This is a genomic window from Noviherbaspirillum sp. (assembly GCF_035254685.1).
Classification (GTDB): domain Bacteria; phylum Pseudomonadota; class Gammaproteobacteria; order Burkholderiales; family Burkholderiaceae_D; genus Noviherbaspirillum.
In genome coordinates, this window is the sequence record NZ_DATFAI010000026.1 from 103,082 (window position 1) to 129,853 (window position 26,772).

A 26,772-nucleotide genomic window follows, 5' to 3' on the forward strand; every position below is an offset into this window, starting at 1 on the left:
TGTTTTCCGTGGACACTCTTTGTGCAGCGGCCGCAAATCCGATGCGAGTGTGGTCTGGAGGGTCGAGCAGCTATGCGTTAGGCGGCTTTCTTCTCATCCCGCAATTCGCGGCGCAGGATCTTGCCGACATTGGTCTTCGGCAGGCTGTCGCGGAATTCGATGTACTTCGGTTTCTTGTAGGCGGTGAGCTGTTCCTTGCAGTAGCTAATCAGCTGCTCCACCGTGAGCGATGGGTCCTTGCGCACCACGAACAGCTTCACCGCTTCACCTGAGGACTTGTCGGGCACGCCGATGCAGGCGCATTCGAGCACGCCGGGATGCGCAGCCACCACGCCTTCGACTTCATTCGGATAGACATTGAAACCGGAGACCAGGATCATGTCCTTCTTGCGATCGACGATGCGCACATAGCCGCGTTCATCCATCACGCCGACATCGCCCGACTTGAAGAAGCCGTCCGGCGTCATCACTTTGGCTGTCTCATCGGGACGCTTCCAGTAGCCGGCCATCACCTGCGGGCCGCGGATGGCGATCTCGCCCGGCTGGCCGATCGGCTGCGGCTTGCCTTCATCATCGAGGATGGCGATTTCGGTGGAAGGAAGGGGCAGGCCAATGGTGCCGCTGTATTCCGTCGCATCGACCGGATTGCAAGTGGCTACGGGCGAGGTTTCGGACAGGCCGTAGCCTTCGAGGATGGCGCAGCCTGTGACCTTGCGCCATTTGTCGTTGACCGCTTTTTGTACCGCCATACCGCCGCCGATGCAGACCTTGAGCGCGGAGAAATCGAGCTTGTCGAAGCCGGGCGTGTTCAGCAGGCCGTTGTAGAGCGTGTTCACGCCGGGGAAGATGTTGACCTTGTACTTCGACAGTTCCTTCACGAAGCCGGCCATGTCGCGCGGATTCGGGATCAGGATGTTCATCGCACCGGCGCGCGCGCCGAACAGGCAGCAGGCGGTGAGCGCGAGCACATGGTAGAGCGGCAGCGCGCAGACGACGGTTTGCGCTTCATTCGGCGGCAGCTTCTTCAATGCCGGCTGCGACCAGGCTTCGTTCTGCAGCATGTTGGCGATGACGTTGCGGTGCGTCAGCATGGCTCCCTTGGAGACGCCGGTGGTGCCGCCGGTGTACTGCAGGAAGGCGATGTCGTCATGGTTCAGGCGCACGCTCCTGAGGCGGGTGCGGGCGCCCTCGGCAAGCGCGCGCCTGAAGGGCACGGCGCCGGGCAGCCGGTAGGACGGGACCATCTTCTTCAGCTTGCGCACCGCGAAGTTCACCAGTGCACCCTTGAGTCCGCCCAACAGGTCGCCCATGCTGGCCACGACAATGTGCTTGACGGGCGTCTTGTCGAGGACGCGATCCAGCGTCGTTGCGAAATTCTCGAGGATGACGATGGCCTTCGCGCCCGAGTCGTTCAGCTGGTGTTCCAGCTCGCGCGGCGTGTAGAGCGGATTGATATTGACGACGGTGAAGCCGGCGCGCAGCACGGCGGCAATGGCCACCGGATATTGCAGGACATTCGGCATCATCAGCGCGACGCGATCGCCCTTCTTCAGGCCCCTTCCCTGCAGCCAGGCGCCAAGATGGCGGGATAGCGTATCCACCTCGGCATAGCTGAGATGCTTGCCCATGCAGGCGTAGGCGTCACGCGTGGCGTATTTCTGGAATGCTTCTTCCAGCAGGTGTGCCAGGGACGTGTACTGGTTGTAATCAATGGCAGCGGGCACGCCTGGCGGGTAGGACTTGAGCCAGATCTTTTCCATGCTTTGTCTCGGTTCTCTCGGGGTCTCGGAAGGGGGAGGGAATTGGCCAGGCAGAGGCCTTATTCTGTATCGATCCTATTGATCCGGCGCGGCACTGGCAAGCGCTTGGCGCAAGCTTGTCTCGGCAAGTCACCAAATTGGCCGGGATGATCAAACTTTCGCCCCCTGCCGGGCCGAAGCGCTGGCTGTCGCCGGAAAGCAATATTTGCGGATTTCCCGTCGGTGATTGCTTTATTATTAGTCGATCGTATAATAATTCCATGGCACGCCCCTCGCAGAACATTGACCAGCGCCTGCTGGAAGCCGGCGCGCAGCTGCTGCCCAGCACGGGCTGCCGCGGCCTGTCCGCGCGCAAGCTCGCGGAGCACGCGGGCGTGAACCTCGGCATGTTCCATTACCACTTCCGCACCAAGGACAACTTCATCCGCACCCTGCTGCAGCAGATGTACGAACAGATGTTCTCGATGCTGGTGATCAAGGCGCGCGAAGGCGACTCGGCGCTGCAGAACCTGCGCAACGCCATGCTGGTTCTCGCGCATTTCGCGCGAACGCACCGCGCCATGCTGGTGCGCATTGCAAGCGATGCATTGGCCGGGGAGCAGGTCGCAGTGGAATTCCTGCAGGCGAACCTGCCGCGCCATATCGGCGTACTGTCCGGCCTGATCGCCGATGCGCAACGCGAAGGCGAACTCGTGAAGGCGCCGGTCGCACAGGTATTCAGCTTCCTCGCCGGCGCGGTCATGGCGCCGGTGCTGCTCGGTGCCGCGCTGGCGGACAACATCGCAGTGCCCGCCGCACTGGGGGCGAGAATGGAGCGTGAAGTGTTATCGAAAAAGGCGGTCGAGCAGCGCGTCGATTTCGCGCTGCGCGGGCTGGCCGTTGCGGACCGGAGACTGGCATGAAGCGTTTGTGGTGGCTCATGATGGCGGCTGCGCTGGCAGGCTGCACGGAAAAGACCGGCGATTATTTTCCTGGCTATGCCGAAGCGGAGTACGTGCGGCTGGCAACGCCGATTGCCGGCACGCTGGCGAAGCTGTACGTGAACCGCGGCGACAAGGTGGCGCAGAATGCGCCGGCCTTCGTGCTGGAACAGGAGAGCGAACGCGCCGCGCGCGAGGAAGCGGCATCCCGCGTACAGCGCGCGCAGGCGCAACTGGCGAACCTGGAGAAAGGTCGCCGTCCGGAAGAGATCACTGCGATCAAGGCGCAACTGTCGCAGGCCGAAGCCTCGCTGCAGCTTTCGGAAAACACCTTCAGCCGGCGCAAGCAGCTCGTGGCCGACAAGTTCATTTCCCCTGCCAGCCTCGACGAAGCGCGCAGCACGCTCGAACGCGACCAGGGCCGGGTGAAGGAACTGCGCTCGCAGTTGCACCTCGCCCATCTCGGCGCGCGCAGCGACGAGATCGACGCTGCACGGCAGGAACTGAAAGCCGCGCAGGCACAGCTCGCCCAGGCCGACTGGCGACTGGAACAGAAGACGCAGCGCATCCCGGTTGCCGGCGAGGTCGCCGACACGCTGTACCGAGAAGGTGAATTCGTGCAGGCCGGCAGTCCTGTGGTGAGCTTGCTGCCGCCGCAGAACATCAAGGTGCGCTTCTTCATTCCCGAACCCCTGCTCGGCACCTTGCGCCTCGGGCAGGATGTGAGCTTGCAATGCGATGGCTGCAAGGCGCCGATACCGGCGAAAATCAGCTACGTGTCGAGCTCGCCGGAATACACCGCGCCGCTCATCTACAGCAAGGAGAACCGCGCAACACTCGTATTCATGATCGAGGCGCGCCCTGCACCGGCGCAAGCACAACTGCTGCACCCAGGCCAGCCGGTGGAAGTGCATCTTTCCAATGCGAAGGCGACGCAGTGATGGACAGCGAAGCGATCATCGACGTGTATGGCCTCACCAAGCGCTACGATGAACGCGTGGTGGTCGATCACGTCGACATGCAGGTGCGGCGCGGTCGCATCTACGGCTTCCTCGGCCCCAACGGCAGCGGCAAGACCACCACCATCCGCATGCTATGCGGCCTGCTCACGCCGGACGACGGCAGCGGCACCTGCCTCGGCTTCGACATCCGCAAGGAATCGCGCAAGATCCGCCGCCATGTCGGCTACATGACGCAGCGCTTCGGCCTGTACGAAGACCTGAGCATCGAGGAAAACCTCGACTTCATCGCGCGCGTTTATGAAGTGCCGCAGCGCAGGCGCAAGGTGAAAGACACGCTGGAGCAGCTTGGACTGGAGAGCCGGCGCACACAGCTCGCGGGCGCCTTGTCGGGCGGCTGGAAGCAGCGCCTCGCGCTCGCCGCCTGCCTGCTGCATGAACCGCAATTGCTGCTGCTGGACGAGCCCACTGCCGGTGTCGATCCAAAAGCGCGACGCGAATTCTGGGACCATCTGCACCAGCTCGCGCACGACGGCCTGACGGTGCTGGTGTCGACGCACTACATGGACGAGGCCGAACGCTGCCACCAGCTCGCCTACATTGCCTATGGCCATCTACTGGCGCAGGGCACGTCGAAGGAACTGATTGCAGGCGCCGGCCTGACCACCTACTCCGCATCGGGCAGCGGACTAGCGGAACTAGCCAAGACCCTGCGTGCGCATTCCGGCATCAATGTCGCTTCCTTCGGCACCACGCTGCACATCAGCGCGGCATCGGAAGCCGGGCTTGAAGCGGCGCTCGCGCCTTATCGCGAGAACGGCCTGCACATCACACGCATCGACACCACGCTGGAAGACGTATTCATCGCGCTGATGCAGCACTCGACGGACAACTACGCATCATGAACTGGTCGCGCCTGCTCGCCATCCTGATCAAGGAGTTTCGCCAGATCCGGCGCGACCGGCTGACCTTTGCGATGATGGTCGTCGTGCCGATCATGCAGCTGATCCTGTTCGGCTATGCGATCAACACCGATCCCAAGCATCTGCCGCTGGCCGTCGTGCAGGCCGACCAGAGCGAATTCGCGCGCACGCTCGTCGCGAGCCTGGAGAACTCCGCCTATTTCCGCATCACTGCACGACCGCGCAGCGAAGCGGAGGGCAATGAGTTGCTGGACGAAGGGCGCGTGCAGTTCCTGCTGGTGATCCCGCCGGATTTCGGGAGGCAGCTATTGCGCGGCGAACGGCCGGTGGTCTTGCTGGCGGCCGATGCCACCGATCCAGCGGCGGCAGGCAATGCGCTGGCGGCATTGAACGGCATCACCAGGCAGGTAGCGGCACGCGACCTGACCGGACAGTCGCGCGCGCTGCAGGCGGGCGACACCGCCTTCGAGATCCGTCCGCAGCGCCGTTACAACCCGGAAGGCGTATCGCGCTACAACATCGTGCCTGGCCTGATCGGCGTGATCCTGACGATGACCATGGTGATGATGACCGCGCTGGCGATGACGCGCGAACGCGAGCGCGGCACCATGGAAAATCTGCTCGCGACACCGGTGCGCCCGCTCGAAGTCATGGTCGGCAAGATCGCGCCCTACATCCTCATCGGTTATGTGCAGACGGCGGTGATCCTGATTGCCGCCCGGTTGCTGTTCGACGTGCCAATGGTCGGCAGCCTGGTGTTGCTGTCGGCGGCGCTGATCGTCTTCGTCGCGGCCAACCTTGCCGTCGGCTTCACCTTTTCGACGATCGCACGCAACCAGTTGCAGGCCATGCAACTGACCTTCTTCTTTTTCCTGCCGTCGATGCTGCTGTCCGGTTTCATGTTCCCCTTCCGCGGCATGCCGGAGTGGGCGCAGGTACTGGGCGAAGCGCTGCCGCTCACGCATTTCCTGCGCATCGTGCGCGGCATCATGCTCAAGGGGAACGGCTGGATGGAAGTCACGCCCAACGTCTGGCCGATCGCATTGTTCATGCTCGTCGCGGGACTGGTTGCATTGAAGCGCTATCGGCAGACGCTGGATTGAGCGCATGATGGATGTCCACGGAAAACACAGAAGACACGGAAAATACTTTTTATTTCCGTGTCTTCTGTGTTTTCCGTGGACAAAGGTTTTCAGAACAACCGCCCTCCATCGCCGGCACCTCAATGGAGCCGCGGATAGCCGGTAATTTTCTGGATTTCCTTGTAGAGCGGCTGCAGGCGTGAATACATCTGCTGGTACACGCGACGGTACAAGGCGTCGTAGATCTGCTGGTTGTGCCGCTGGGGCTCGAACACACGGCCGATGCGCGTCATGGCCTTGATCGCGCTGTCGAAGTCGGGATGCAGCCGTAGTCCGACGGCGGCGTCGATTGCCGCGCCGAGGCCGGAGGTTTCGTACACATGCGGGCGCGCCGTGGGCAGGCCGAAAATGTCGGCGGTCAACTGCATCGCCGCGTCGCTCTGCGATCCACCGCCGGACACGCGCAGCTCGGTGATCGGCACACCGCTGCGCTTCTCGATGCGTTCCTTGCCCTCGCGCAGCGCATAGGCCAACCCTTCGAGGATCGCGCGGTAAAAATGCGCGCGGGTATGCACGTCGCCGAAGCCGATCACCGCGCCTTTCGCTTCCGGCCCCGGCACCTTGATGCCCGGCGTCCAGTAGGGTTGCAGCATCAGGCCCATCGAACCGGGCGGCACCGCATTGACGAGTTCGTCGAACAACGCTTCCGGCGCGATGCCCTGCTCGCTCGCGCGGTCCTTCTCGTGATGCCCGAACTGCTCCTTGAACCAGTTGACCATCCAGTAGCCGCGGAAGATCTGCACTTCGGTGCTGTAGGCACTCGGTACGGCGGCCGGATATGGCGGGATGAAGGGCGTGACTTCGAGGTATTTCCTGCTGGTGGTGTTGATGGTTGCCGTGGTGCCGTAGCTGAGACAACCGATGTGCTGTTCGAGGCAGCCGGCGCCGATCACTTCGCAGGCCTTGTCGGCGGCGGCTGCCAGCAGCGGTGTACCAACCGGAATGCCGGTGGCGTCGGCAGCGGCGTCGGTGATGCGGCCCATGACCGTGCCGGGCGGGACCAGTGTCGGCAGCATGCGACGCTCGATCGGCAGCGCCTGCCATTTCCAGTCGCGCTTGCCGGCCCATTGCAGGCCCTTGTAATCGAAGGGAACGTAGCCGACCTGCGAGCCGATGGAATCGATGAACTCGCCGCACAGGCGGTAGTTCAGGTAACCCGACAGCAGCAGGTACTTGTCGGTCTTGTCCCAGATCTCAGGCTGGTTGGCCTTGATCCAGTTAGCCTCGGCCTCTCCGAGAAAGAAGTTGACCGTGTCTTCCACACGCGCCAGCTTGAAGGCGGCGCGCCACAATGGACCGAGCGTCGGCACTTGGTCGGTGCGGCGCTGGTCGAGCCAGAGGATGGCCGGGCGCAAGGGACGGCCGAATTTGTCGAGGTTGATGACCGTGCCGCGCTGCGTGGTGACGGCCACGGCCTTGATGGCCTCCTTCGGTATGGCATTCTCCGTCCACAAGCGCTGGCAGGCCGTGCAGAGCGCCTGCCAGTAGCCCTCCGGTTCGTGCTCGGCCCAGCCGGGCTGTACCGAGAAATAGGCGTCGAGATGCACCTGCGACCTGGCGACGATGCGGCCGTGCAGGTCGAACAGCAGCGCGCGCACGCTCTGCGTGCCGTTGTCGATGGCCAGGATGTAGTCATTGGACATGCGTGTCTCTCCACCTGTTTTCAGGTTCTCCGTTTCATTGAACGGACGGCACAGCGGACCCTCGCCCGGCCTTCACGCCGGCCATCATGCCGCCTTCTGTGACGCCTGCTTGCCTTCTGCCGGCAAACTGTAATGCTTCTGCCAGAGCGCCATATACGCCGCCTGTTCGTTCGCCCAGCGCGCATCGTCCCAGCCGAGCTCCGCCTGGCAAATCATGCGGATGCGCGGCAGCAGTTCCGCGCCGCCTTCGCGCAGCAGCAATCCGACCCGCGTGCGGCGCAGCAGCAGGTCTTCCAGGTGCAGCACGGCTTCGCTGCGCGCGGCCCAGCGCAGCTCCGCAAAGAGGGTGTCCGTGCCGGGAATCGTTTCCAGCTCGCCCGCTTGCGCCGCCGCAACCAGCATGCGCGCGAAATTGCCGTAGCGACCGACGAGCCGCCGCCGCTGAAACAGCGACAGCCGGCCATCATACGGCAGCGGCGGCACTGGCGGAAACACGGGATGCGAACGCCGGCTGATGTGCCGCCCGCGCAGCAGCGGTGCGGCGTGTTTCAGCGCATCGCGCGCGATCAGGCGGAAGGTGGTGAGCTTGCCGCCGGTCACGGTCAGCAGGCCATCCTCCAGCCACACGGCATGATCGCGCCCTTCCTTCGACGGATCGGCCTTGCCGCTGTCGATCACCGGCCGCACGCCGGCGAAGGTGGCGATGATGTCCTCGCGCGTGATCCCGAGTTGCGGGAACTGGAAGTCGAGTGCCGCCATCAGGTAAGACAGTTCCTGCTGCGTGATCGCTGCTTCGTTGCGCATGTCCTCGCGATGGTCGACGTCCGTGGTGCCCACCAGGGTCACGCCTTCCCACGGGAAGGCGAACACCGGGCGGCCGTCCTGCGGATGCATCAGGCTGATCGCCTGCGCCACCGGCACGCGCCATGCCGGCAACACCAGGTGGCTGCCGCGCAGGGGGCGCAATTTCATGCCGGTCTTCGACTGCTGGCGCAAGGCATCGGCCCAGGCGCCCGTGGCGCTGATGACCGCCTTCGCTTCCACTACCTGCCGCTCGCCCGTCACGCCGTCCTGCAATTCCACGCCGCACGCGCGGCCGTCGCGGCGCAGGAGCTGGCGCGCCGCCATGTAATTGATCGCCACTCCGCCCGCCGCGATCGCTTCCTGCAGCACGCGCAGCACGAGGCGCGCGTCGTCGGTCTTGGCGTCGTTGTAGCACATGCCGCCCTGCAGCCCCTCGGTCGCGATGTGTGGCGCCAGCATCAGGAATTCCTCGGGGCTGTAGTAATGGCGTGCGCGCTGGCCGGCCATCATGTCGTACAGTGCGAGGCCGAGCGAGAACATGCGGCGCCCTGGCTTGCGGCCGCGATAGTCGGCGAAGGCGAAACTCTGCGGCTCGACCAGGCCGGCGGCTTCCTTCAGCAACCGTTCCCGTTCACGCACCGAATCGCGCGTCAGCAGCAGCTTGCCTTCCTTCAGGTAGCGCAGACCGCCATGTACCAGCTTGGACGAACGGCTGGAGGTGCCCCAGGCGAAATCGCGCTGCTCCACCAGCAGGGCGCGCATGCCGTTGCGTGCCGCCTCCAGCAGGATGCCGGCGCCGGTGATGCCGCCACCGATGACCACGATGTCCCACTTGCGGTCGCTGAGCATGGCGCTTGTGCGTTCGCGCCAGTTGGTCTGCCACATAGATATCTCTCAAGCTGTCGGTAGAAGTTTGCCGGGGTTCATCATGCCGGTGGGATCGAAATGGCGGCACAATTCGCGGATCGCGCCGATGCCCAGCGCGCCCTTCTCCGCCTGCAGGTAGGGCGCATGGTCGACGCCCACGCCATGCTGATGGCTGATGGTGCCGCCATTGGCAACGATCGCCGTGCACACCGCGCCCTTCATCGCCTTCCAGCGCGCCAGGTCTTCGTCATACCGGCCTGCAAGGCGATAGGCGAAGGTGGTGTACACGCTCGCACCCTGCGCATACATGTGCGAGAGATGCGTGTAGGCATGCACCCGCTCGCCGAATGCGGACAAGGCGTCGCGCGCTGCCTGTTCCACCGACTGCATCATGCCGCGCACACGTGGCCAGTCGACGGCGGTCTCGACGGTATCGACTGCGTAACCGCGCTGCCACAGGACATTGCGCAGGTACACGTTGCGGAAACGGTTCTGCTTCCACTTCTCGCCGATCGCTGCGCCGGCATGCACGCCGCGATGATCGCCCGCGATGCGCAAGGCCTGATTCAGCGCATGCGCGACACTCGCCGTATCGCCGCTGGCACCAAGCAGCAGCATGCACTTCTGTTCGCCGCAGCCGCGCATGCGCAGGTAGGCCTGCAGCAGGCCGATCATCCTGTTGTGGCCGGCCATGGCCAGCGTGGTCTGCGTTTCGACCGGATTGGACAGGCGCAGCATGGACAATGGTAGTTTCGCCTGCGCGATGCTGCGCACCGCGTCTTCCGCCTCCGCCCAGTGCGGAAAGAACGCCGCGTGGAAGGCTTCACGCTGCGGCAGCGACGTGATGCGCACCGTCGCTTCGGTGAGGATGCCCATGCGCCCTTCCGAACCGAGCACGATCTCGCGCAGGTCGGTGCCTGCCGCTGAAGCGGGAAACGTCGGAATCGCCAGCGTACCGGTCGGCGTCTCCAGCCTGCCTCCGGCGAACAACTGCTCGATGCGCCCGTAGCGCAGCGACTGCTGTCCGGACGAGCGCGTCACGATCCAGCCGCCCAGCGTGGAATATTCGAAGGATTGCGGGAAATGGCCGAGGGTGTAGCCGCGCGCGCGCAGTTGCGCTTCCAGGTCGGGGCCGGCGATGCCCGCGCCGAATGTCGCCAGTTGCGCTTGCGGATCGAAGTCGATCAGGTTCGACAGTCGCGACAGGTCGACGGTGATCACCGCCTTGCCATTCTCCGGTGCCGTCAGGTGCCCGACCACGCTGGTACCGCCACCGTAGGGGATGACCACGGCGTCGATGCGACGGGCGTAGTCGAGCAACTCGCGCACCTGCCCGCTGCTTTCCGGAAATGCCACGCCATCCGGCACGCTGACTATCCTGCCGTAACGCAGTCGCAGCCAATCCGGCAGGCTCTGGCCGAACGCATGCCGCAGGCGCACTTCGGGCGTGGCATCGATGGCCTTGTGCGGCGCCAGCCGGCTGGGCAGCACGGTCCGGCAAGCCTCCGCCAGCGTCGCATCGGCCGGCGGCTTGCTCTCGCCGACACGTGCGCGCAGGAAGCCCAGCATGTCTTCATTCAGTGCGAAGTCGATCGCGTCGTCGCCCCAACCGTTCCAGCGTCTCACTTGCTTATCCCTGTCATTGGCTTGTTATACTGCATCGGAGAATTGACAAAATCTTATCCATCCAACCACGCCGCGTATTGCGCATTGATGACAGCCGACTTGTTCGAACATGCCAGCGCCGACTCCCCCCGCTAGCCGATCCGGCGGCCGTGTCGCCGGCCCTTACCTGCAGCCGTTGATCGAAGCGGCGGCGGCACAGGGCGTGGATGAACGTGCGCTGGAGCACGCGGCCGGATTGCCCGCAGGAACACTCTCGCCCCTGCCGGAGTCGCTGGCCGCAATTGACTATGTGCGGCTGCTGGAGACTGGCGCGCAACTCGCCGACGATCCTCACTTCGGCCTGCACGTGGGTGAGCGTGTGAAGCTCGGCACCTACAACGTGTATGGCCTGATCCTGCTGAGTTGCCGCGATTTCGGGGAAGCATTCCAGCAGACGCAGCGTTTCGAGGGCCTGGCGCACGACCTCGGCCGCTCGGTCATGAGCGTGGCGGATGGCGTCGCCGAATATCGCTGGGACAGCCTGTTCCCCACGGCCACACGCCATCTTGCCGAGAGCGTGTTCACGGGCATCCGCGTCTTCGGCGGCTGGCTGGCCGGCAAGGCGCTGCCGCCGGTGCAGGTCTTCTTCGCGCATGATGCACCGCAGGACCTCGATGAATACCACCGCATCTTCGGCGCGGAAGTGCACTTCAACGCGCCCGCGCATGCCGCCCGCTTCGACGCGGCATTGCTCGGTTGGCCGGTTCCGAACGCGGATGTCAGTCTCTATCCGGTGCTGCAGCAGCACGCAGAGCGCCTGATGAAGGAAAAGCTGCGCGCGGAAAAAGAAGGCAGCGTGGTCGCGCAGGTGCGCGCCGCGATCGTGAAGAATCTCGAACAGGACCGCGCGCGCCTGTCGCTGATCGCGCAGGAACTGCACATCACGCCGCGCACGCTGCAACGCAAGCTGAGCGATGCCGGTATCGGCTTCCAGCAATTGCTCGACCAGACCCGGCACGAACTTGCGCTCGACTACCTGAAGCAGAAGAACCTCGGCATCGCGGAAATCGCCTTCCTGCTCGGTTACCAGGAACAGAGTTCCTTCAATCACGCCTTCAAGGACTGGACAGGGATGAATCCGGGCGCGTATCGCGACAAGATACAGGCTTGATGCTGTTGCGAACAGATCGTATGGCGAGGTGTCCTAGCCTGGACAAGACCTGATCGGTGTCCACGGAAAGTACGGAAAATTCCTTCTGGATTTCCGTGCTTTCCATGAACAAAAATTGTCCCATTCAAATGAACCCCGCCATTTGCCTCGCCATCAACGAGAAGCGTTTGATCGAACTGCGCTACCACGGCTATTCGCGCATGGTCGAGCCGCACATCTATGGGGAGGACAAGAATGGTGATGAAGTCGTGCGCTGCTTCCAGCTCGCCGGCGGCAGCCAGAGCGGTGAGCGCGCCGGATGGAAACTGCTGAAGATCAGGGAAGCGCTGGTCGTGCTGGTGACGGAAACGCGCTTCGAGCCGCGCGCGGAGTTCCAGCGCAATGACAAGGTGGTGCGGAAGGTGTTCTGCGAAGTGTGACAGCGTGAAAGGCGGCGCCACGGGCAAGGCTTGGTTAGCGGGCTCTTGCATCGCTGCGCCCGGCATGGACAGCGCGGCCATCGTCACCTGCTTTCGCCTGCTCCGTCAGGAGCAGCCAGCGCGCCTTGCCATTCGATGCCGCTACGGACCTGACTTCCGCCTGCTTCCGGCCGGCCACGCTACCACCGATCAGCGCCAGGCCGGCAAGCAGCAGCACGGTACTTGCAGCAATGTGCCTGCGCTCCCGTGCCTGCCGCCGAGCAAGCAACTGCTGGTGCAGTTGCTGGTCGTAGACAAGGCGCCGGCTCGGCGAGGACAGCGCCAGGTAGGCCTCGCGCAGTTCGCGCAATCGCGCCGGATCCCGCCCGCCAGTGGTGGATGCGCCTGCGATATGCGCGTTCAGTGCGCTGCGGTAGGCGTGCTCGATATCGATCGGCAATGCCTGGCGATCGACTCCCAGCACGTCGTAAAGTGTTTTCATTGCGTCGGTGGATTTCATTCAAGAGGTCGAACTTTATCGAATGCCCCCGCTCGCAACAATCCCGCAGATATGGGAGGCGCACCGCGTTTCCAGATGACACTTCCGCCAATGTTGCGGCCATGCAATCATTGTCTTCCTGCGCGCATAAATGCTTTATTATTGGAAAGAATTTGTTGATGAAAATCAACATGTGGGTTGCCGAACGAGGTAGCGAGCTACTCGGACCGCAGCCTGACACGTGCCGGCCCCTGCTCGACCGACAGATACAATGCCATGACAAAGAATGATCCGGTTCCGATCGGCGATCTTCGCTTCCTGATCGCAGAAGACGACGAGTTCCAGCGCCACTGGTTGAACGTGATGCTGTGCAAGCTCGGCGCGCGCCATATCGCTGAAGCGGAAAATGGCCGCATTGCGCTCGACCTGCTGCAGGATGGCCGCTCATCCATCGACATCAGTTTCATCGACCTCAACATGCCGGACATGGATGGCATCGAGCTGGTGCGCCATCTTGCCAACAGCGACCACGAGACGGCGATCGTGCTCACGAGCGCGCTCGGCTCCGCCCTGCTGTTTTCCGTGGAAACGATGACGAAAGCCTATGGCGTGCACCTGCTCGGCACTTTCGAGAAGCCGGCGACACCGGAAATTCTGCAAGACCTGATCGCGCAATATGAACCGCCGGCGGCACGGCAAGCGAAAAAATCGCTGCCGGTTTTCACGCTGCAGGAAATCCGCGACGGCATCCGTGCAGGGCAGTTCGAGCCTTTCTACCAACCGAAAGTCGAGCTTGCCACCGGCAAGGTGAAGGCGGTGGAAGCCTTCGTACGCTGGCGCCATCCGCAATACGGACTGGTCACGCCACCGGCCTTCATCCCCATTCTGGAAGCCAGCGGGCATATGGAAGACCTGACCTGGGCGGTGGTCGAGCGTGCGATCGCGGCCTGTCGCCGCTGGCACGACGATGGCCTGATGCTGTCGGTGTCGATCAACCTCTCCGCCACGTCGCTGGCCGAACCGGGCCTGGCGGAAAAGATCCTGGCCTACATCACGCAGCACGGCATCGAGCCGCAATACTTCACCATAGAAATCACCGAGCTGATGGCGATGACCGACGTTCCGGTCTGCCTGGAGAACCTCGCGCGCCTGCGCATGAAGGGCTTCGGCCTGTCGGTCGACGACTACGGCACCGCGCATTCCAACGTGCAGCAACTCTTGCGCATTCCCTTCCTCGACCTGAAGATCGACCGTTCCTTCGTCGCCGGCGCCTCGCAGAACGAGCAGATGCACATCGCACTCAGTTCCTGCCTGGAACTGGCGAAGAAGCTGCGACGCAACTCGGTAGCGGTCGGTGTGGAAACACGGGAAGACTGGGATCTGCTGCGCGATCTGGGTTGTACCTATGCACAGGGGTATTACATTGCCAAACCGATGGAGCGCGACGCCATTCCCGGCTGGATCGACGAATGGTCGCAGTTTTTCTGAAGCAGCTTGTCCGATCCGGCTTTTATCGAACGGGGCTTGGCGTTACACTGGGCGATTCCACCTGGCTGGTTCAGCATCATGAAATTCGCCCATCTCGTTGAAATCAACGATCCGCTCAATCCCCTGATCGACACGCTGACGCGCGAGCAACTCTGGCGCGGGCTGGTCCTGCGCGCCGAAATGCCGACCGCCTTCGTGCCCTACCTGGACCGCTGCACCATCCTTGAAAAATCGGAGCTGTCGGTCTCGCGCGAGTTGCAATACGGCGATCTCGTCGTGCGCGACCGCGTCACCTACCTGCCGCAGCAGCAGGTCGTCTATCACGTGCCGCAGCAAAAGGACATTCCCGAATCGCAGCTGACGATGACCATCGAGGAGCCCGAACCCAATATTCTGTTCGTGCGCTTCGAATACGACGACGGCGCGGGTGAAACGGAAAACGCCACGGAAGCGATGTACAACGACTTCCGCCGTTCCGCGTACACGGAATCGGACATCGATACCATCAGGACGATACGGGAAATGGCGGAAGACGGCCGGCTTGCGCAGGGACGATAACAGGATGACCGCCGCAGGATAAGGGCCCCCACGGAACGCTGCGCGCGGCAACGCCGGGACGCCGGCCATCCCGGCGAAGCTTATGGCGGCGGGAGTGCGCGGCGTCCACGCGCTCCCGCCGAACTGCTCGTGCGTCAGTGGTGACGACGTTCAGCGCCGTAGCGCACCGCATCCTTCACCTTGTCCCAGGCGCTCTCCGGATGCTGCCGCTCCCAGTCGCTGCGGATGTCGGGTTCCACGTCTTCCCAGCGATAGTTCCTGAAGCGCTCGGTGCCGGCCATGTTCGAGCCGTAGCGGTACGCCGCATCGTAGTCCTCATAGCGTCCGCCCGTCGGGCCGTAGGCGTTCTGCCAGTGACGACGGAAATCGGTATCGTCGGTCGCCATATCGGCAGCGCGCCCCACGTTCGATGCACCAAGTTGTTCGACCTCGACGTCGGTCTTGCGCACCGTGTCGTTCACGTCCTGCGTTTCCTGCGTCACTTCCTTGCCGACCACGACTTCCTCGACCACGCGTGCCGTCTTCGACACGACCGGTTCTTCGGCAGTCTCGCGCAATTCGACCGAACCTTCCTTGAACGCAGCCAGGTCCGCTTCGCTGGCCGGCTGGTCGACCGGATGCCGTTCGACGTTCACATGCTCCTGGCGCAACTCGACAGTCTCATGCACCGGCTTTTCCTCCACGCGGGTGTAGACCCGCACGCCGCCGCGCTGCACCGCGCGCTTGCCGACGCGCAGCTCCTCCTCGACCACCGGGATGCGCGTCTCGCCTTCACGCGCCTGTCGCGTCTGTTGCTGCACGGGCTCCGCAGCCGTGGTGGCGCGGTCCGTCGCATAGCGCTGCCGTTCGGTATCGATCTCGCTCTGCGTATAGCGCGGTGCGTTCTCGTCGTAGCCTGCCCAGCCCTGGGTGCGCCAGTGCGCGGCACGCTCGTCGATGTCCACCGGGTCATAACGGTTCATGATGTCGGCGGCGCGGTCGCGCTCCTCATCGCTGTCCGCATCCACGGTCAGCACGCAACTGCCGCGCCGCACCGCTTCCGAATACACGTCGTGTTCTTCGCGGTGCTCATCCATCCCGAACAGGGAGCGGAAAAAATTACCGATCGCGGAGCCGCCGGTCTTCGTCGTTGTCGCCTCGGTTTCGGACTCCGGGCTCAGTTGCACCTCGTCGCGGGAAAATCCGCTGGCGAGCAATTCGTTCATCGCGTTCTGCGCCTGTGCGTAACTGTCATATACGCCAACTACAGTGTTCTCCATGATGCTTCTCTCCTGTGAAGTGTTTATCCGGCGTCAAGTCGGATCCGGGGACCTGCCCCAACGTGAGTGGTGCGCCGGACGCATATCCCGTGCCTGCTTACAGATGCCCGTGTTCCCTTCCCTCGTCGAAACGCTCGACATCAACATGCTCGGCACGCAGCATCACTTTCTGCGGCGCCCGCATCGCTTGCCGCTCGCGCGTGATGCGCACCTCTTCCTTCAGCACAAGCTGCTTCTGCACGACCAGCACTTCTTCCAGTACTGGCACCACCAGCGTATCGCCCTCATAACGCGTCTGCGGCAGGTCCGACTCGGGCACGATGCGCCCGACCGGCACATGCTCGACCTTCAGTTCGTCATGCAGCAGCGGCTGGTCGACGACGCTCTCATGCGCTTCCACCGTCTTGCGGATGCGCACCCCGCGGCCGGTATCGATTACGCGCCGGGCGACCTGCAGTTCCTCTTCCATCACCGGGAAGCTCATCTGCAGCGGCTGCTGCGGCTGGCCGGAGAGGTGGAAGGTGAAGGGAAGACGGTAGGTGTCCTCGCCCTGTTGCGACATCAGGCTGAGGGGTACCAGCACCTGCGTGCCGTCGGGCAGACGGACCCACGCATGCGGATCCGATTCGACCTGCTGCACGCCGATGATGGATGCACTGTTGCCCTGCGCATCGATCACAGTCGCACGCGTGAGTCTGTCTGTTAGTGTGGCGTCATCGCCCACGGGGGAATGCTCCATCGCCTGCGCTTTCCACTCGTTCAAGGAAGAGCCATGCATGCAAATAGCGGGCCGGTGCGCGGCAGGAGGATTGCATGCAGGTGAAGGTGTTGCAGGCGAGTTTTTACCGCCCGCCGCGGAAAAAATTACACGACGAATAGTGGCACTGGCTCACGCGGGAGAACACGCCCAGAACTATTCGGCAAGCCTGCCCTCTCATCTTATTCATCCTGTCGCTTCTCGGAAGGAGGTTGACATGACAGGCATCATTGCAGGACGGTTCCAGCTGCAAACGGAAGTAGAAGATGCGATCGAGGAACTGCAGCGCGCCGGATTTGCGCGCGAGGCCGTTTCCGCGTTTTACGTTAATCCCCCCGGACAACACCATACCTTCCCGATCGGCGGCGACCGCGCGGAATCGCCGGGAGCGAAGGAATCCGGCAAAGGCGTGGCGGCAGGTGCTGCGGCAGGCGCTGCAGCTGGACTGGCCGCAGCACCCTTCCTCGGCCCGGTCGGCGCGGTCACCGGCGGCCTGGTCGGTGCGCACGTGGGCGGCTTGGTCGGCAGCCTGTCGCAAATGAAGGAACAGGGCGACACCGGCGAACATGCGGAAGACGTGGAAAACGCCGCACCGATACGCAAGGCCGGCATGATGGTGGCCGTCGCGGTCGGCGAGCACGACCAGGAAGACCGCGCAATCAATGTGCTGCGCTCGCTCGGCGCCGCCGATATCGAACGCGCGCAGGGCACCATTGAGAACGGCGACTGGCGCGACTTCGATCCGGTTTCGTCACCACAACTGATCGAGCCGTCACCGGACCAGTCTCGCCCCGAGCAGCCGTATCGGAGGCCGTAAGGATTTTGTCCACGGAAAACACGAAAAACACGGAAATTTTCGTGTCTTTCGTGGGGCACGCCTAGTGCTTTTCGTGAACATTCGAATTGCAGGCAGGACGTTCGGCTCGCAAGTCTAGCTGCCTTCCGCCTAGTGACATGTAGCGGCAGTTAACAAAACCATTTGTCGACGAAAAACACTAGGTGTGCCCCACGAAAGGGCACGAAATTTTCCGTGCTTTCCGTGTTTTCCGTGGACAATCCATTTTTCAATGAATCATCCGTCGATATGCGCGATCAGGGGCAGGTGATCCGAGGCGATGCGCGCGAGACGCGTTGAATGCACTTCGACATGCACGAGACGGTGGCGCGGACGGATCCAGATGCGATCGAGCGCGAATACGGGCCTGCGCGAGGGAAAGGTCCGTGGCGCCGGCACGGCCTGGAAATGCGAGACCAGCCAGCGCAGCGATCTTCCCCAGACGAACCATTCATTGATGTCGCCGAGCAGGATGACCGGCATCTCTTCGGTATCGAATACCTGCAGCAGGCGACGGATCTGCGCACGCCGTTCGGCCGGGCGCAGGCCGAGGTGCGTCGCCACCACGCGCAGCAGGTGGCCGTGGCAATCCACGTCGGCGTCGAGCGCGCCGCGCGGTTCCCGGCTGCCGAAGGACAGGTCGATGGTGCGCATCGTCAGGATCGGGTAACGGGTCAGCACGCCGTTGCCGTAGCGCCGCTCGGGGCGGTCGCAGGCCGGGCCTTCCGCGGCAATGAAACCAGTCGCTTCCTGCAGCATGGCAAGCACGTTGGGCGTCTTGCTGCCGCCGAGCGGAACTTCCTGCAGGGCGATGATGTCGGCCTTGATCTCGTGCAGCACGTCCGCCACGCGCTCGGGCGAAAAGCGGCCGTCGGTGCCGACCGCGCCGTGAATGTTGTAGGTGGCGATGGTCAGCGGCCAGGGATCGACATCGGGTGAGGATTGCTGCACCGGCGGCGCATCGGCAACGTGTTCAATCATGCCGCGGGATCCTCCCTGCGCTTGAGCAATCGCTGCAGGCCGATCGCGACTGCAATGATCACGACAGCCACCGCGCCGAGCACGGCGACCGTTTCGGGGCTGGGGTTGCGCACCGCTTCGGCCAGCTGGTGCACGAACGTCACTGTCAGCATAATGCCGGGCATCATCCCCAGCAAGGTGCCGATCAGGAAATCGCGCAACCGGATGTGCGACGCGCCGGCCACGACGTTCACCACGGAATACGGAGCGACCGGCAGGATGCGGACTACGATCATTGCGAGGATGCCGCGTTTGGCAATGCGCTTGCTCAGCCGGTTGACGCGCTCGCCCAGCAGGCGTTGCACCACGTCGCGCCCCAGCCAGTGCCCGAGCCCATACGTGACGGCAGCGCTGAGCAGCGTGCCGGCGATGGCATACAGCGAGCCATACAGCGGCCCGAACACGATGCCGGTGACGGCGATCAGCAAGGTGACCGGCACGACAAGAACCCCGGCCACCACATAACTGGCGATCACGGCGATGGGCGTGAACGGCAGCTCATCCAGGCCGCGCGCGAACGCAACCAGCGCGCCGAGATTGATCCAGTCGCGCAAGGGCGTCCAGCGCCAGGCGATCGCGAGCAGTGCCAGCGCAATGGCCAGCGCACCGATGCCGGTCAGCCGCCGAGGCAGCGGCTTGCGCGATTCGCTGGGCACGAATTCGACCACGAGCTCATCCGGGTCGATCGGCGTTTCCGGATCGAACAAGGCCTGCTCGGGAATCAGTGCATCCAGTTCGGGCGATACGACCGGATCGAGCGGACGCAATGCACGCTCCGAGTGCTGCAGCGCATCGACCGCGCGGTGCAGGCTGTTGTGGCGGTGCACCTCGGCATCCATCGTTTCCACGCTCGTGTCCATATGCTCGGCCAGCAGGCGGCTGCGCAGGCGGGAGATCACGCTGGCAATCCGCTCCTCATCCGGCCCGCAGGCTTCGATGGTGAGGTTGCACTCGGTGTCGAGCGCCATGGAGCGGTTGCTCAGGTTGGCGGAGCCAATCGAAAACAGGCGATCATCCACCGCGAACACCTTGCTGTGCACGTTCAGGCACTGGCCGTCGTTCAGGTCGGGCAGGTGCGGGCACAGCATGCGATAGCGCCCGAAGTGGTCCGCCTCCTTCAGGCGGCGATGCACGCGTGCGCGCAGCACGCCCATGGTCGCCTCTTCCAGCCATCCGCTCTGCGATTTCGGCGACACGATCATCACTTCCGGCCCGTCCGGTTCAGCCAGGCGCGCGGCGAGCGCACCGGCGATCATGCCGGAGGTGAAATACTGGTTCTCGAAAAACAAGGTGCGGCGCGCGGCGGCGATGGCGTCAAGGTGCAGCTGCCGCACTTCATGCACGCCGTTCGCACCATCGAAAGATGGCTCGGTGCGGGAAATGGCGACATCGACGTCGGTCAGGTCGGGAACGATGTCTTGCGGCCAGGGATCGAGCGCGGGATCGTAGCGGTCGATGCTTGCCTTGCCGTCCACCCGCCGCCAGCGTGCGCGCGCCAGTTCGCCCAGTGCGCGCGCCGCATCGCCATCGACCATGGCCTGCACGTCATGAAAAGGGCCATGCGGCTTGCCATCGCTGTCCCGGCGCCGGGTTTCCACGCCGGAATGCGCCGGCGTATCCCAGCGACAACGCGTGAGATCGAGTCCGCCGACAAACGCGACGCGGTCGTCCACCACGACCACTTTCTGATGATGCGAAGCGCCAAGCGGATGGCGGCCATCCATGCGAAACGCCAGCCGGCGATGGGTGCGCCACTCCATCTTGTACACCGGCAGCCATTCGCGCTCCAGCGCATACAGCATCGCGAAGTCCCAGTTCAGGACGTAGGCATGCAAGCCGGGTCGCGACGCCACGACCGCGTGCAGGAAGTCGCCGAGCGGTTCCGGGTAGCCGTCGTTCGCGCCTTGCGGCACCAGCCAGGTGCGGCTGTCAATGTCCCAGCTCAGGATATAGATGCTGTGACGCGCTTCGCGCACGGCGGCACGTACCGCGCGGAAATAGGCATCCGCGTCGACCAGCATGGCGAAACGGTGCACATGTTCGATGCGCCAGCAATTGCGCCCCGCTTTCAGCAGGCCGGGGCTGGCGCCGGGAATTTCAAGGCAGGTCTCGGTGTCCTGAAGTGGCATGCTCACGTAACGATGGGAAATGCGGACTTGTTTTCGTTCGACGCGGCGCCACCCGGTTAGTTTCTGCAGCCATCATTCGGCTGCTTCACCACGGCAAACTTGTGCCAGCGCAGCCTTTCACGCTGTTCCGCCCCGGCTTTTCCCGCCGCAAGCTTTTCTTCGGATAAGATCGCATTACCATCAACAACACGCCGTTTGCCCTGCTGCATCGAGGTGTCCGACCGCATGCGTTCCGCTCCGAATTCCGCACCTGCCAGACGCAGCCGGCCGATGCCGCCCGGCATGCGCCTCGGCATCGGCATTGCGGGTTCCCTGCTGGTGCATGGCCTCATCCTTTCCCTGCAATTCGGCGTGCTGGGGCTGGGCGTGCCGGGTCTCGATCTGCCATGGAGCGAGCGGCGCGCGCAGCCCGCTCCGCTGACGGTACGCCTGACGGATGTGAAACGCGCTCCCGAAATTCCGCCAGTCATGGTGCAGGCGGAACCCACGCCTGCCGGCCAGGAAGCGCCAGCGCCTGTCGCCGGTTCCGCGCCGGATCCCACGCGCATGCAGGTGCACGTCGCTCCGCCGTCGCTCGAAGCGGCCAAGCCCGCTGCACCGGCGAAGAAAGCCAGGCGCAAGCCGAAGCGATCACCACGCATTGTTCGCAGCAAGCCGGATCGACCCAAGGCGCCGGAGGTGATCGCACTGAACGAATCGAAGCCTGACACATTCGTGCTGCCCGCGCCTGCTCCTGACGAGGTTCCTCCGCCGGAAATACTGGAGGAAGTGCCGACTCCGCCAGCGGACATGCCGGCGACCGCGTCAACAAGTGAAGACCTCGCCGCACAGCGTGATCAGGAGCTCGACATGCAGCGTGGTGAAGAAGAAAAGGCGCGTGCGGAGGCCGAAGCGAAACACCTCGAGGAAGAAGCCGCGAAGCTCGCGCAGGAAGAAGCCGCGCGAGCCGTACGGTCTGCCGCTCAAGAGGAAGCCCGACGCGTTGAAGACGCGCGTCGGCAGGCATTGGAGCTGGAAGCGAAATGGCGCGCCGAAGAAGCCGCGTTGATCGAGGAGGCCCGGCAGCAGGAAGAGGCTCGCGCGCGGCAGCAAGCCATGGAACTGGAGGCACGCCGCAAAGCCGAGGAAGCCGCGCTGGCGCTGCGCAGGCAGGAGGAACAACGCGCGGCGCAAGAGGCCGCAAGGCGCGCCGAACTCGAAGCAAAGCGTCTGGAAGAGGAAAAGGCGAAGCGAGAAGCCGCGGAGCTTGCGGCGCGCCGCCAGGCCGAGGAAGCTGCCCACCTGCAGGCTGAAGCGCAGGCACACCGGAAGCAGGCTGAAGAGGCTGAGATGCGCCGACAAGCCGAAGCGGCGGCCGCGCAACGCCGCGAACAGGAACGACTCGCCGCCGAGGAGGCTGCCCGCCATGCCGCTGCAGCACGTGCCGCGGAAAGCAGCAAGGCGGCCACGGCAGGATTGTCGCGCAATCCGTCGGGCAGCGACCTCGCCAGCCGCGCGCTCGATCAGGCGCGACGCCCCGAGCCGCTGCGCGTGGAGCCGCGTGCGCCCGCTCCGCCGGTGGCATCGATGACTGCGGAGGCGCCGCAACGCCGTTCCATCTTTGGCAGCGGCAAGGTGGACGTCAATGTCATGATGTACATCGAAAGCTGGCGCCTGAAAATTGAGCGCAACGGCCGTCTCAATTATTCGCAGTCATCGACGGAAAAGGCGCGCGGGGATCCGGTCGTGACGGTGTCGATCCGCAGCGACGGCAGCGTCGAGGATGTGGTGATCAACCGCTCCAGCGGCCGCCCGGAACTCGATGCCGCGGTGCGTCGCATCGTCAGGCTCAACGAGCGCTACGGCGCGTTTCCGCCCAATCTCGCGCGCCAGTACGACGTGATCGAAATCCGCCGCGTGTGGAATTTCGACGAAGTGTTGCGGATTCTGGAGGAGATGCGCTGAGCGGCGAGCGGAGGCCGCTCAGATATCCACCGGGTCCACTTCCAGCGACCACTTCGCCCTGGTCTTCATCTCGCGCAGCAGCGCGAGCCACTCCTTCAGAAAAGCCTGCAGCGCAGGGCGCGATGCGCATTCGATCAGCAACTGCGCACGATCGACATTCGCCACGCGTGTCATTGTCATCGGAATCGGGTCGTTGATGACGATGCCGGGATGCTGCAGGCATTCCGCCGCCTGCTTCAGGAAGCCGAGCGCCGTGTCGAGCTCCTTCGCCTCGGCGCGCAGCAGCGCCTGGTACAGGAATGGCGGCAGGCCCGCCTGCTGCCGCTCTTCGAGCAGGCCGCTGGCGAAGCGGTCGTAGTCGTGCGCCATCACGGCAGCATACAAGGGATGCTGCGGATAGCGCGTCTGGATCAGCACCTCGCTGGCGCTGCCTCCCTCCTTCTGTCCGGCCCGCCCGGCCCGGCCGGAAACCTGCATGAGCTGCGCGAACAGCCGCTCGCTGGCGCGGTAGTCATGTGAAAACAGCGCGGTGTCCGGATTCAGGATGCCGACCAGGGTGAGGTTGCGGAAGTCGTGCCCCTTGGCGACCATCTGCGTGCCGATCAGGATGTCGACCTCGCCACGGTGCACACTGTCGAATGCCGCCTGTGCACTGCCTTTGCGGCGCGTGGAATCGGCGTCGATGCGCGTGATGCGCGCCTGCGGGAAGATGTTCTGCAAGCCCTCCTCGACGCGCTGGGTGCCGCGTCCGAGCGGTTGCAAATCGATGTTGCCGCACGTGGGACAGTGCCGGGGAATGCGCTGCTCGAGGCTGCAATGGTGGCAGCGCAGGCGATGTTCCGGCTTGTGCAGCACCATGAATGCCGTGCAGCGCGGGCAATTGCTGATCCAGCCGCAGGCGTCGCACGCAAGAACGGGCGCGTAGCCGCGACGATTGAGGAACAGTAGCGATTGCTCGCCACGCTCGAGCCGCAACCTCAGCGCGGCGATCAGGGTCGAAGTGATGCCTTCGGCAGGCTTGTCGCGCTCCATGTCGATCAGGCGTACTTTCGGCAGCACCGCATCTTTCGACGCGCGCTCGCGCAATTCGAGTTTCTTGTAACGCCCCGACTGTGCATGGTGCCAGGTCTCCAACGAAGGCGTGGCCGAGCCGAGCACGATAGGGATGCCAAGCTGGCGCGCGCGCCAAACCGCGAGATCGCGCGCCGAATAGCGCAAGCCTTCCTGCTGCTTGTAGGACGGATCGTGCTCCTCGTCGACGATGATCAGCTTCAGTTGCGGCAGCGATGCCAGGATCGCGAGCCGCGTGCCGAGGATGATGCGCGCGCGGCCCAGATGAGCAGCGAGCCAGTGCGCCAGGCGCTCGCCTTCCGCCAGCCCGCTGTGCAGTGTCGCGACATGGAGCTGCGGAAAGCGCATCCGGACATTGTTTTCGAGTTGCGGCGTGAGGTTGATTTCCGGGACGAGGATCAGCACTTGGGCGTCGTCTTCCCGCGCGAGGACCTGGGCGGCCGCCTGCAGGTAGACCTCGGTCTTGCCGCTGCCTGTCACGCCATACAGCAGGATCGGGGCGAATTCGCGGGCCGCGGCGATGACGTCGGCGGCGTGCTGCTGCGCGGTATTGAGCCGAGGCGCCTGGTCCGGGCTTGCATCGCAGACGTCATTCGCCTTTCCGAATTTCTTCAGTGCCCGGTCGAGCGCAACGGTCTTGGGTATCCGCAAGTTTTTTGGAAGGCCGGGAACAGCGACCTCGCCCAGCGGCCTCTGGTAATACTCGGACGCAAATGTGCACAAGTCCAGCCAGGTGGACGACAGCGGCGCAAGTTGCGACCGTACGGCGATCACGTCCTTCAGTTTGGCGTCTGGAACGTCGGTTTTTTCCCGTGATGCGACCACCAGCCCAACCACCTCGCGCCTGCCGAACGGCACCAGCACGAGCTGTCCGGCGACCGGTCTTGGCTCGCCAGCCTCCCCTGTCCAGCGATAGTCGAAACAAGTCGCGAGCGGGGTGTCGAGCACAACTTGCAGTATGGAATGTTCCACGACTTAAGGTTGTTCTTTAAAAAAGCGGCTAAATACAAGTTTCATAAGGGCTTTTTCACCTATCCACACAAGCTGTGGATAACTTTGTGGACAAAGAGCCCTTGACAGCCGGAAACGCTTGATTTCATGCGGCTTGCAATACATTGCTCATTTGAAAAGCAGATTTTTTTCCTTTTAAAATCAGTGACTTGAAAAGTCAATACTTGCAGGTAAAAAAATTTACTCGTGAAAAAGTTGCTGCTATGCACAAGCTTCACAGCAAGTTGTAAATGTGAATAAGTCGCATGAAGTACTTGCGTTTTCGTTTCTTTCACCTTACAGATCCCGCCAAATACCACCGTCTTTTCTTGTAAAGCAGAAATCTTGCTTCGACTACGGTCGAGAGACAAAGTCAACTATTGGTCTGTGACCGAGTCGACCGCACTCTTCTATAGGACCTCATGTAGTTTGTGAAGAAATGATCTAAATATCCGATTCACAAGCATTTTTTTAACTATCCACAAAGACTGTGGATAACTTTGGGGACAAAACCCTCTTGACACGCCGAAGACCCTGATTTCATGCGGTTTTTGACAAAGTGCTAAATTGAAAAGCAAAAATTTTTCCTTTTAAATTCAGTACCTTGCAAAAGCACTTCACAGCGGAAAAAGAGACCCGAATAAATAATTTCATTGCTTTACAGAAACGCAATTCTGTGAATAAGCCGACCCAAAAACCGACCAGAACCGTCTAGTATTTTTTCGATCGCCCGCAAGCTTGAGCGAACGTTGATTTTGGGGTCCGCGGAAAACACTGGAAACACGGAAAGAATCTTTTCGTGTCTTTCGTGGGGCACGCCTAGTGTTTTTCGTGAACCATTGTTTTTTCTTCGCCTGCCGTTACATCGAGAGTTTTAGATGTCCATGAGAAACACTAGGCGTGCCCCACGAAAAGCACGAAAGGATGTTTCCGTGTTTTCAGTGTTTTCCGTGGACAAAAGCTTTTCAGCGCCGCATCGCGCGGCTCACTTCGTGCACCGTCTCCACCAGCACCGACACCGCTTCGGGCGGCGTGTACTGCGAAATACCGTGGCCAAGGTTGAACACGTGCCCACTGCCGGCCGCCGGCTTGCCAAACGCTTCCAGCACTTTCGTGGCCTGCTCGCGGATCTGCTGCGGGCCGGCAAACAGGACATTCGGATCCAGGTTGCCCTGCAGCGCAACCTTGTGGCCGACCAGCGCGCGCGCCTTGGCCAGGTTCACCGTCCAGTCCAGCCCGACTGCATCGGCGCCGATGTCGGCGATTTCTTCCAGCCACAGGCCGCCGCCCTTGGTGAACACGATCGAGGGAATGCGCGCGCCGTCCTTCTCGCGCTTGAGCTGCCCCACCACCTCGCGCATGTAGGCCAGCGAAAATTCCTGGTACACGCCGTCGGCCAGCGCGCCGCCCCAGGTGTCGAAGATCATCACGGCTTGCGCGCCGGCGTCGATCTGGGCATTGAGGTAGGCGGCTACCGCCTGCGCATTGGTCCTGAGGATGTGGTGCATCAGGTCCGGGCGGCTGTACAGCATGGCCTTGACGCGGCGGAAGTCATCCGAACCGCCGCCTTCGACCATGTAGCAGGCCAGCGTCCAGGGGCTGCCGGAAAAGCCGATCAAGGGTACGCGGCCCTGCAGTTCGGTGCGGATCTGCGTGACGGCGTCGAACACGTACTGCAGCTCGCTCATCGCCGGCGCGCGCAGGGCCATGACGGCTTGCTCGTCCTGCAGCGGGCGCTCGAATTTCGGGCCTTCGCCGTCGGCGAAATACAGCCCCAAGCCCATGGCATCGGGCACGGTGAGGATGTCGGAAAACAGGATGGCGGCGTCCAGGCCGTAGCGGTCAATCGGCTGCAGCGTGACTTCGGTGGCAAAGCCCGGGTTCTTGGCCAGGCCGAGGAAAGAGCCGGCACGCTTGCGGGTGGCGCAGTATTCCGGCAGGTAGCGGCCTGCCTGGCGCATGAGCCACAGCGGCGTGTAGTCGGTCGGCTGGCGCAACAGGGCGCGCAGGAAGGTGTCGTTTTTCAGGGG

22 protein-coding genes are annotated in these 26,772 nt (G+C 63.2%); 10 read left to right on the forward strand and 12 right to left on the reverse strand.

Going from position 1 to position 26,772, the window contains the following annotated elements:
- Nucleotides 1-77 precede the first annotated feature (77 nt).
- Nucleotides 78-1,760, reverse strand: a complete 1,683-nt coding sequence (locus VJ698_RS13475; RefSeq protein WP_324103284.1) for a long-chain-fatty-acid--CoA ligase — start codon at nt 1,758-1,760, stop codon at nt 78-80.
- A 260-nt stretch (nt 1,761-2,020) separates the two neighbouring features.
- Between VJ698_RS13475 and VJ698_RS13480 the strand changes: the two genes are divergently transcribed.
- The 4 genes from VJ698_RS13480 to VJ698_RS13495 are packed head-to-tail and all read left to right on the forward strand — an operon-like array spanning nt 2,021 to nt 5,665.
- A complete protein-coding gene (locus VJ698_RS13480) occupies nt 2,021-2,662 on the forward strand; it encodes a TetR/AcrR family transcriptional regulator (protein WP_324103285.1) in 642 nt (213 codons plus the stop codon).
- The gene (locus tag VJ698_RS13485; protein WP_324103286.1) at nt 2,659-3,621 is read left to right on the forward strand and encodes an HlyD family secretion protein; all 963 of its coding nucleotides are present in this window, start codon (nt 2,659-2,661) and stop codon (nt 3,619-3,621) included. Before VJ698_RS13480 ends, VJ698_RS13485 begins: the two co-directional genes overlap by 4 nt.
- Nucleotides 3,621-4,544, forward strand: coding sequence for an ABC transporter ATP-binding protein (locus VJ698_RS13490; protein ID WP_324103287.1), 924 nt, complete (start codon nt 3,621-3,623; stop codon nt 4,542-4,544). The genes VJ698_RS13485 and VJ698_RS13490 overlap by 1 nt, the downstream gene beginning before the upstream one ends.
- Nucleotides 4,541-5,665, forward strand: coding sequence for an ABC transporter permease (locus VJ698_RS13495; RefSeq protein ID WP_324103288.1), 1,125 nt, complete (start codon nt 4,541-4,543; stop codon nt 5,663-5,665). Before VJ698_RS13490 ends, VJ698_RS13495 begins: the two co-directional genes overlap by 4 nt.
- A 119-nt stretch (nt 5,666-5,784) precedes the next feature.
- Here VJ698_RS13495 and VJ698_RS13500 read toward each other — a convergent pair whose 3' ends face one another.
- The 3 genes from VJ698_RS13500 to VJ698_RS13510 all read right to left on the reverse strand — a co-directional run bounded on the left by VJ698_RS13500 (nt 5,785) and on the right by VJ698_RS13510 (nt 10,644).
- Nucleotides 5,785-7,347, reverse strand: coding sequence for an FGGY-family carbohydrate kinase (locus VJ698_RS13500; protein ID WP_324103289.1), 1,563 nt, complete (start codon nt 7,345-7,347; stop codon nt 5,785-5,787).
- A gap of 84 nt (nt 7,348-7,431) precedes the next feature.
- Entirely contained in the window at nt 7,432-9,036 is a 1,605-nt protein-coding gene (locus tag VJ698_RS13505; RefSeq protein WP_324103290.1) for a glycerol-3-phosphate dehydrogenase/oxidase, read from the reverse strand.
- 9 nt (nt 9,037-9,045) lie between these two features.
- The gene (locus VJ698_RS13510; RefSeq protein WP_324103291.1) at nt 9,046-10,644 is read right to left on the reverse strand and encodes an FAD-binding oxidoreductase; all 1,599 of its coding nucleotides are present in this window, start codon (nt 10,642-10,644) and stop codon (nt 9,046-9,048) included.
- 109 nt (nt 10,645-10,753) lie between these two features.
- Here VJ698_RS13510 and VJ698_RS13515 point away from each other — a divergent pair, with 109 nt between their 5' ends.
- Nucleotides 10,754-11,794 (forward strand): AraC family transcriptional regulator, encoded by a 1,041-nt coding sequence (locus VJ698_RS13515; protein WP_324103292.1) that lies wholly within the window; start codon nt 10,754-10,756, stop codon nt 11,792-11,794.
- Between the two features lie 128 nt (nt 11,795-11,922).
- Entirely contained in the window at nt 11,923-12,213 is a 291-nt protein-coding gene (locus tag VJ698_RS13520) for a hypothetical protein (RefSeq protein ID WP_324103293.1), read from the forward strand.
- Between the two features lie 34 nt (nt 12,214-12,247).
- On the opposite strand, the gene VJ698_RS13525 is transcribed toward VJ698_RS13520, so the two are convergent.
- On the reverse strand, nt 12,248-12,694 hold the full coding sequence (locus VJ698_RS13525) for a hypothetical protein (RefSeq protein WP_324103294.1): 447 nt from the start codon (nt 12,692-12,694) through the stop codon (nt 12,248-12,250).
- A gap of 273 nt (nt 12,695-12,967) precedes the next feature.
- Between VJ698_RS13525 and VJ698_RS13530 the strand changes: the two genes are divergently transcribed.
- Together VJ698_RS13530 and VJ698_RS13535 are read left to right on the forward strand one after the other, a co-directional pair.
- Nucleotides 12,968-14,179, forward strand: coding sequence for an EAL domain-containing response regulator (locus VJ698_RS13530; protein WP_324103295.1), 1,212 nt, complete (start codon nt 12,968-12,970; stop codon nt 14,177-14,179).
- Between the two features lie 78 nt (nt 14,180-14,257).
- The gene (locus tag VJ698_RS13535; RefSeq protein ID WP_324103296.1) at nt 14,258-14,737 is read left to right on the forward strand and encodes an SRPBCC family protein; all 480 of its coding nucleotides are present in this window, start codon (nt 14,258-14,260) and stop codon (nt 14,735-14,737) included.
- A 134-nt stretch (nt 14,738-14,871) separates the two neighbouring features.
- Here the strand turns inward: VJ698_RS13535 and VJ698_RS13540 are convergent, their stop codons facing one another.
- Complete coding sequence (locus tag VJ698_RS13540; RefSeq protein WP_324103297.1) at nt 14,872-15,996, reverse strand: YsnF/AvaK domain-containing protein; 1,125 nt, start codon at nt 15,994-15,996, stop codon at nt 14,872-14,874.
- A gap of 97 nt (nt 15,997-16,093) precedes the next feature.
- On the reverse strand, nt 16,094-16,759 hold the full coding sequence (locus VJ698_RS13545; protein WP_324103298.1) for a YsnF/AvaK domain-containing protein: 666 nt from the start codon (nt 16,757-16,759) through the stop codon (nt 16,094-16,096).
- Nucleotides 16,760-16,970: 211 nt separating this feature from the next.
- Here VJ698_RS13545 and VJ698_RS13550 point away from each other — a divergent pair, with 211 nt between their 5' ends.
- A complete protein-coding gene (locus VJ698_RS13550; RefSeq protein WP_324103299.1) occupies nt 16,971-17,570 on the forward strand; it encodes a hypothetical protein in 600 nt (199 codons plus the stop codon).
- A gap of 255 nt (nt 17,571-17,825) precedes the next feature.
- Here VJ698_RS13550 and VJ698_RS13555 read toward each other — a convergent pair whose 3' ends face one another.
- The 3 genes from VJ698_RS13555 to VJ698_RS13565 are packed head-to-tail and all read right to left on the reverse strand — an operon-like array spanning nt 17,826 to nt 21,021.
- Entirely contained in the window at nt 17,826-18,569 is a 744-nt protein-coding gene (locus VJ698_RS13555; RefSeq protein ID WP_324103300.1) for an endonuclease/exonuclease/phosphatase family protein, read from the reverse strand.
- Entirely contained in the window at nt 18,566-20,737 is a 2,172-nt protein-coding gene (locus VJ698_RS13560) for a VTT domain-containing protein (protein ID WP_324103301.1), read from the reverse strand. Before VJ698_RS13560 ends, VJ698_RS13555 begins: the two co-directional genes overlap by 4 nt.
- A 56-nt stretch (nt 20,738-20,793) precedes the next feature.
- On the reverse strand, nt 20,794-21,021 hold the full coding sequence (locus VJ698_RS13565; RefSeq protein ID WP_324103302.1) for a hypothetical protein: 228 nt from the start codon (nt 21,019-21,021) through the stop codon (nt 20,794-20,796).
- Here VJ698_RS13565 and VJ698_RS13570 point away from each other — a divergent pair.
- Nucleotides 21,008-22,681: a TonB family protein gene (locus tag VJ698_RS13570; RefSeq protein WP_324103303.1), complete on the forward strand. Its 1,674-nt coding sequence runs from the start codon at nt 21,008-21,010 to the stop codon at nt 22,679-22,681. The genes VJ698_RS13565 and VJ698_RS13570 overlap by 14 nt on opposite strands.
- An 18-nt stretch (nt 22,682-22,699) precedes the next feature.
- Here the strand turns inward: VJ698_RS13570 and VJ698_RS13575 are convergent, their stop codons facing one another.
- Together VJ698_RS13575 and hemE are read right to left on the reverse strand one after the other, a co-directional pair.
- Complete coding sequence (locus tag VJ698_RS13575) at nt 22,700-24,724, reverse strand: primosomal protein N' (protein WP_324103304.1); 2,025 nt, start codon at nt 24,722-24,724, stop codon at nt 22,700-22,702.
- A 983-nt stretch (nt 24,725-25,707) separates the two neighbouring features.
- A partial coding sequence (hemE, locus tag VJ698_RS13580) for a uroporphyrinogen decarboxylase (RefSeq protein ID WP_324103305.1) occupies nt 25,708-26,772 on the reverse strand: 1,065 nt, incomplete at its 5' end.

What these genes read in the sequence shown, in the direction of transcription:
- VJ698_RS13475 (WP_324103284.1), bottom strand. Translation starts at nt 1,760, where the DNA reads ATGGAAAAGATCTGGCTCAAGTCCTACCCGCCAGGCGTGCCCGCTGCC.
- VJ698_RS13480 (WP_324103285.1), top strand. Translation starts at nt 2,021, where the DNA reads ATGGCACGCCCCTCGCAGAACATTGACCAGCGCCTGCTGGAAGCCGGC.
- VJ698_RS13485 (WP_324103286.1), top strand. Translation starts at nt 2,659, where the DNA reads ATGAAGCGTTTGTGGTGGCTCATGATGGCGGCTGCGCTGGCAGGCTGC.
- VJ698_RS13490 (WP_324103287.1), top strand. Translation starts at nt 3,621, where the DNA reads ATGGACAGCGAAGCGATCATCGACGTGTATGGCCTCACCAAGCGCTAC.
- VJ698_RS13495 (WP_324103288.1), top strand. Translation starts at nt 4,541, where the DNA reads ATGAACTGGTCGCGCCTGCTCGCCATCCTGATCAAGGAGTTTCGCCAG.
- VJ698_RS13500 (WP_324103289.1), bottom strand. Translation starts at nt 7,347, where the DNA reads ATGTCCAATGACTACATCCTGGCCATCGACAACGGCACGCAGAGCGTG.
- VJ698_RS13505 (WP_324103290.1), bottom strand. Translation starts at nt 9,036, where the DNA reads ATGTGGCAGACCAACTGGCGCGAACGCACAAGCGCCATGCTCAGCGAC.
- VJ698_RS13515 (WP_324103292.1), top strand. Translation starts at nt 10,754, where the DNA reads ATGCCAGCGCCGACTCCCCCCGCTAGCCGATCCGGCGGCCGTGTCGCC.
- VJ698_RS13520 (WP_324103293.1), top strand. Translation starts at nt 11,923, where the DNA reads ATGAACCCCGCCATTTGCCTCGCCATCAACGAGAAGCGTTTGATCGAA.
- VJ698_RS13525 (WP_324103294.1), bottom strand. Translation starts at nt 12,694, where the DNA reads ATGAAAACACTTTACGACGTGCTGGGAGTCGATCGCCAGGCATTGCCG.
- VJ698_RS13530 (WP_324103295.1), top strand. Translation starts at nt 12,968, where the DNA reads ATGACAAAGAATGATCCGGTTCCGATCGGCGATCTTCGCTTCCTGATC.
- VJ698_RS13535 (WP_324103296.1), top strand. Translation starts at nt 14,258, where the DNA reads ATGAAATTCGCCCATCTCGTTGAAATCAACGATCCGCTCAATCCCCTG.
- VJ698_RS13540 (WP_324103297.1), bottom strand. Translation starts at nt 15,996, where the DNA reads ATGGAGAACACTGTAGTTGGCGTATATGACAGTTACGCACAGGCGCAG.
- VJ698_RS13550 (WP_324103299.1), top strand. Translation starts at nt 16,971, where the DNA reads ATGACAGGCATCATTGCAGGACGGTTCCAGCTGCAAACGGAAGTAGAA.
- VJ698_RS13555 (WP_324103300.1), bottom strand. Translation starts at nt 18,569, where the DNA reads ATGATTGAACACGTTGCCGATGCGCCGCCGGTGCAGCAATCCTCACCC.
- VJ698_RS13560 (WP_324103301.1), bottom strand. Translation starts at nt 20,737, where the DNA reads ATGCCACTTCAGGACACCGAGACCTGCCTTGAAATTCCCGGCGCCAGC.
- VJ698_RS13570 (WP_324103303.1), top strand. Translation starts at nt 21,008, where the DNA reads ATGCCGCCCGGCATGCGCCTCGGCATCGGCATTGCGGGTTCCCTGCTG.
- VJ698_RS13565 (WP_324103302.1), bottom strand. Translation starts at nt 21,021, where the DNA reads ATGCCGGGCGGCATCGGCCGGCTGCGTCTGGCAGGTGCGGAATTCGGA.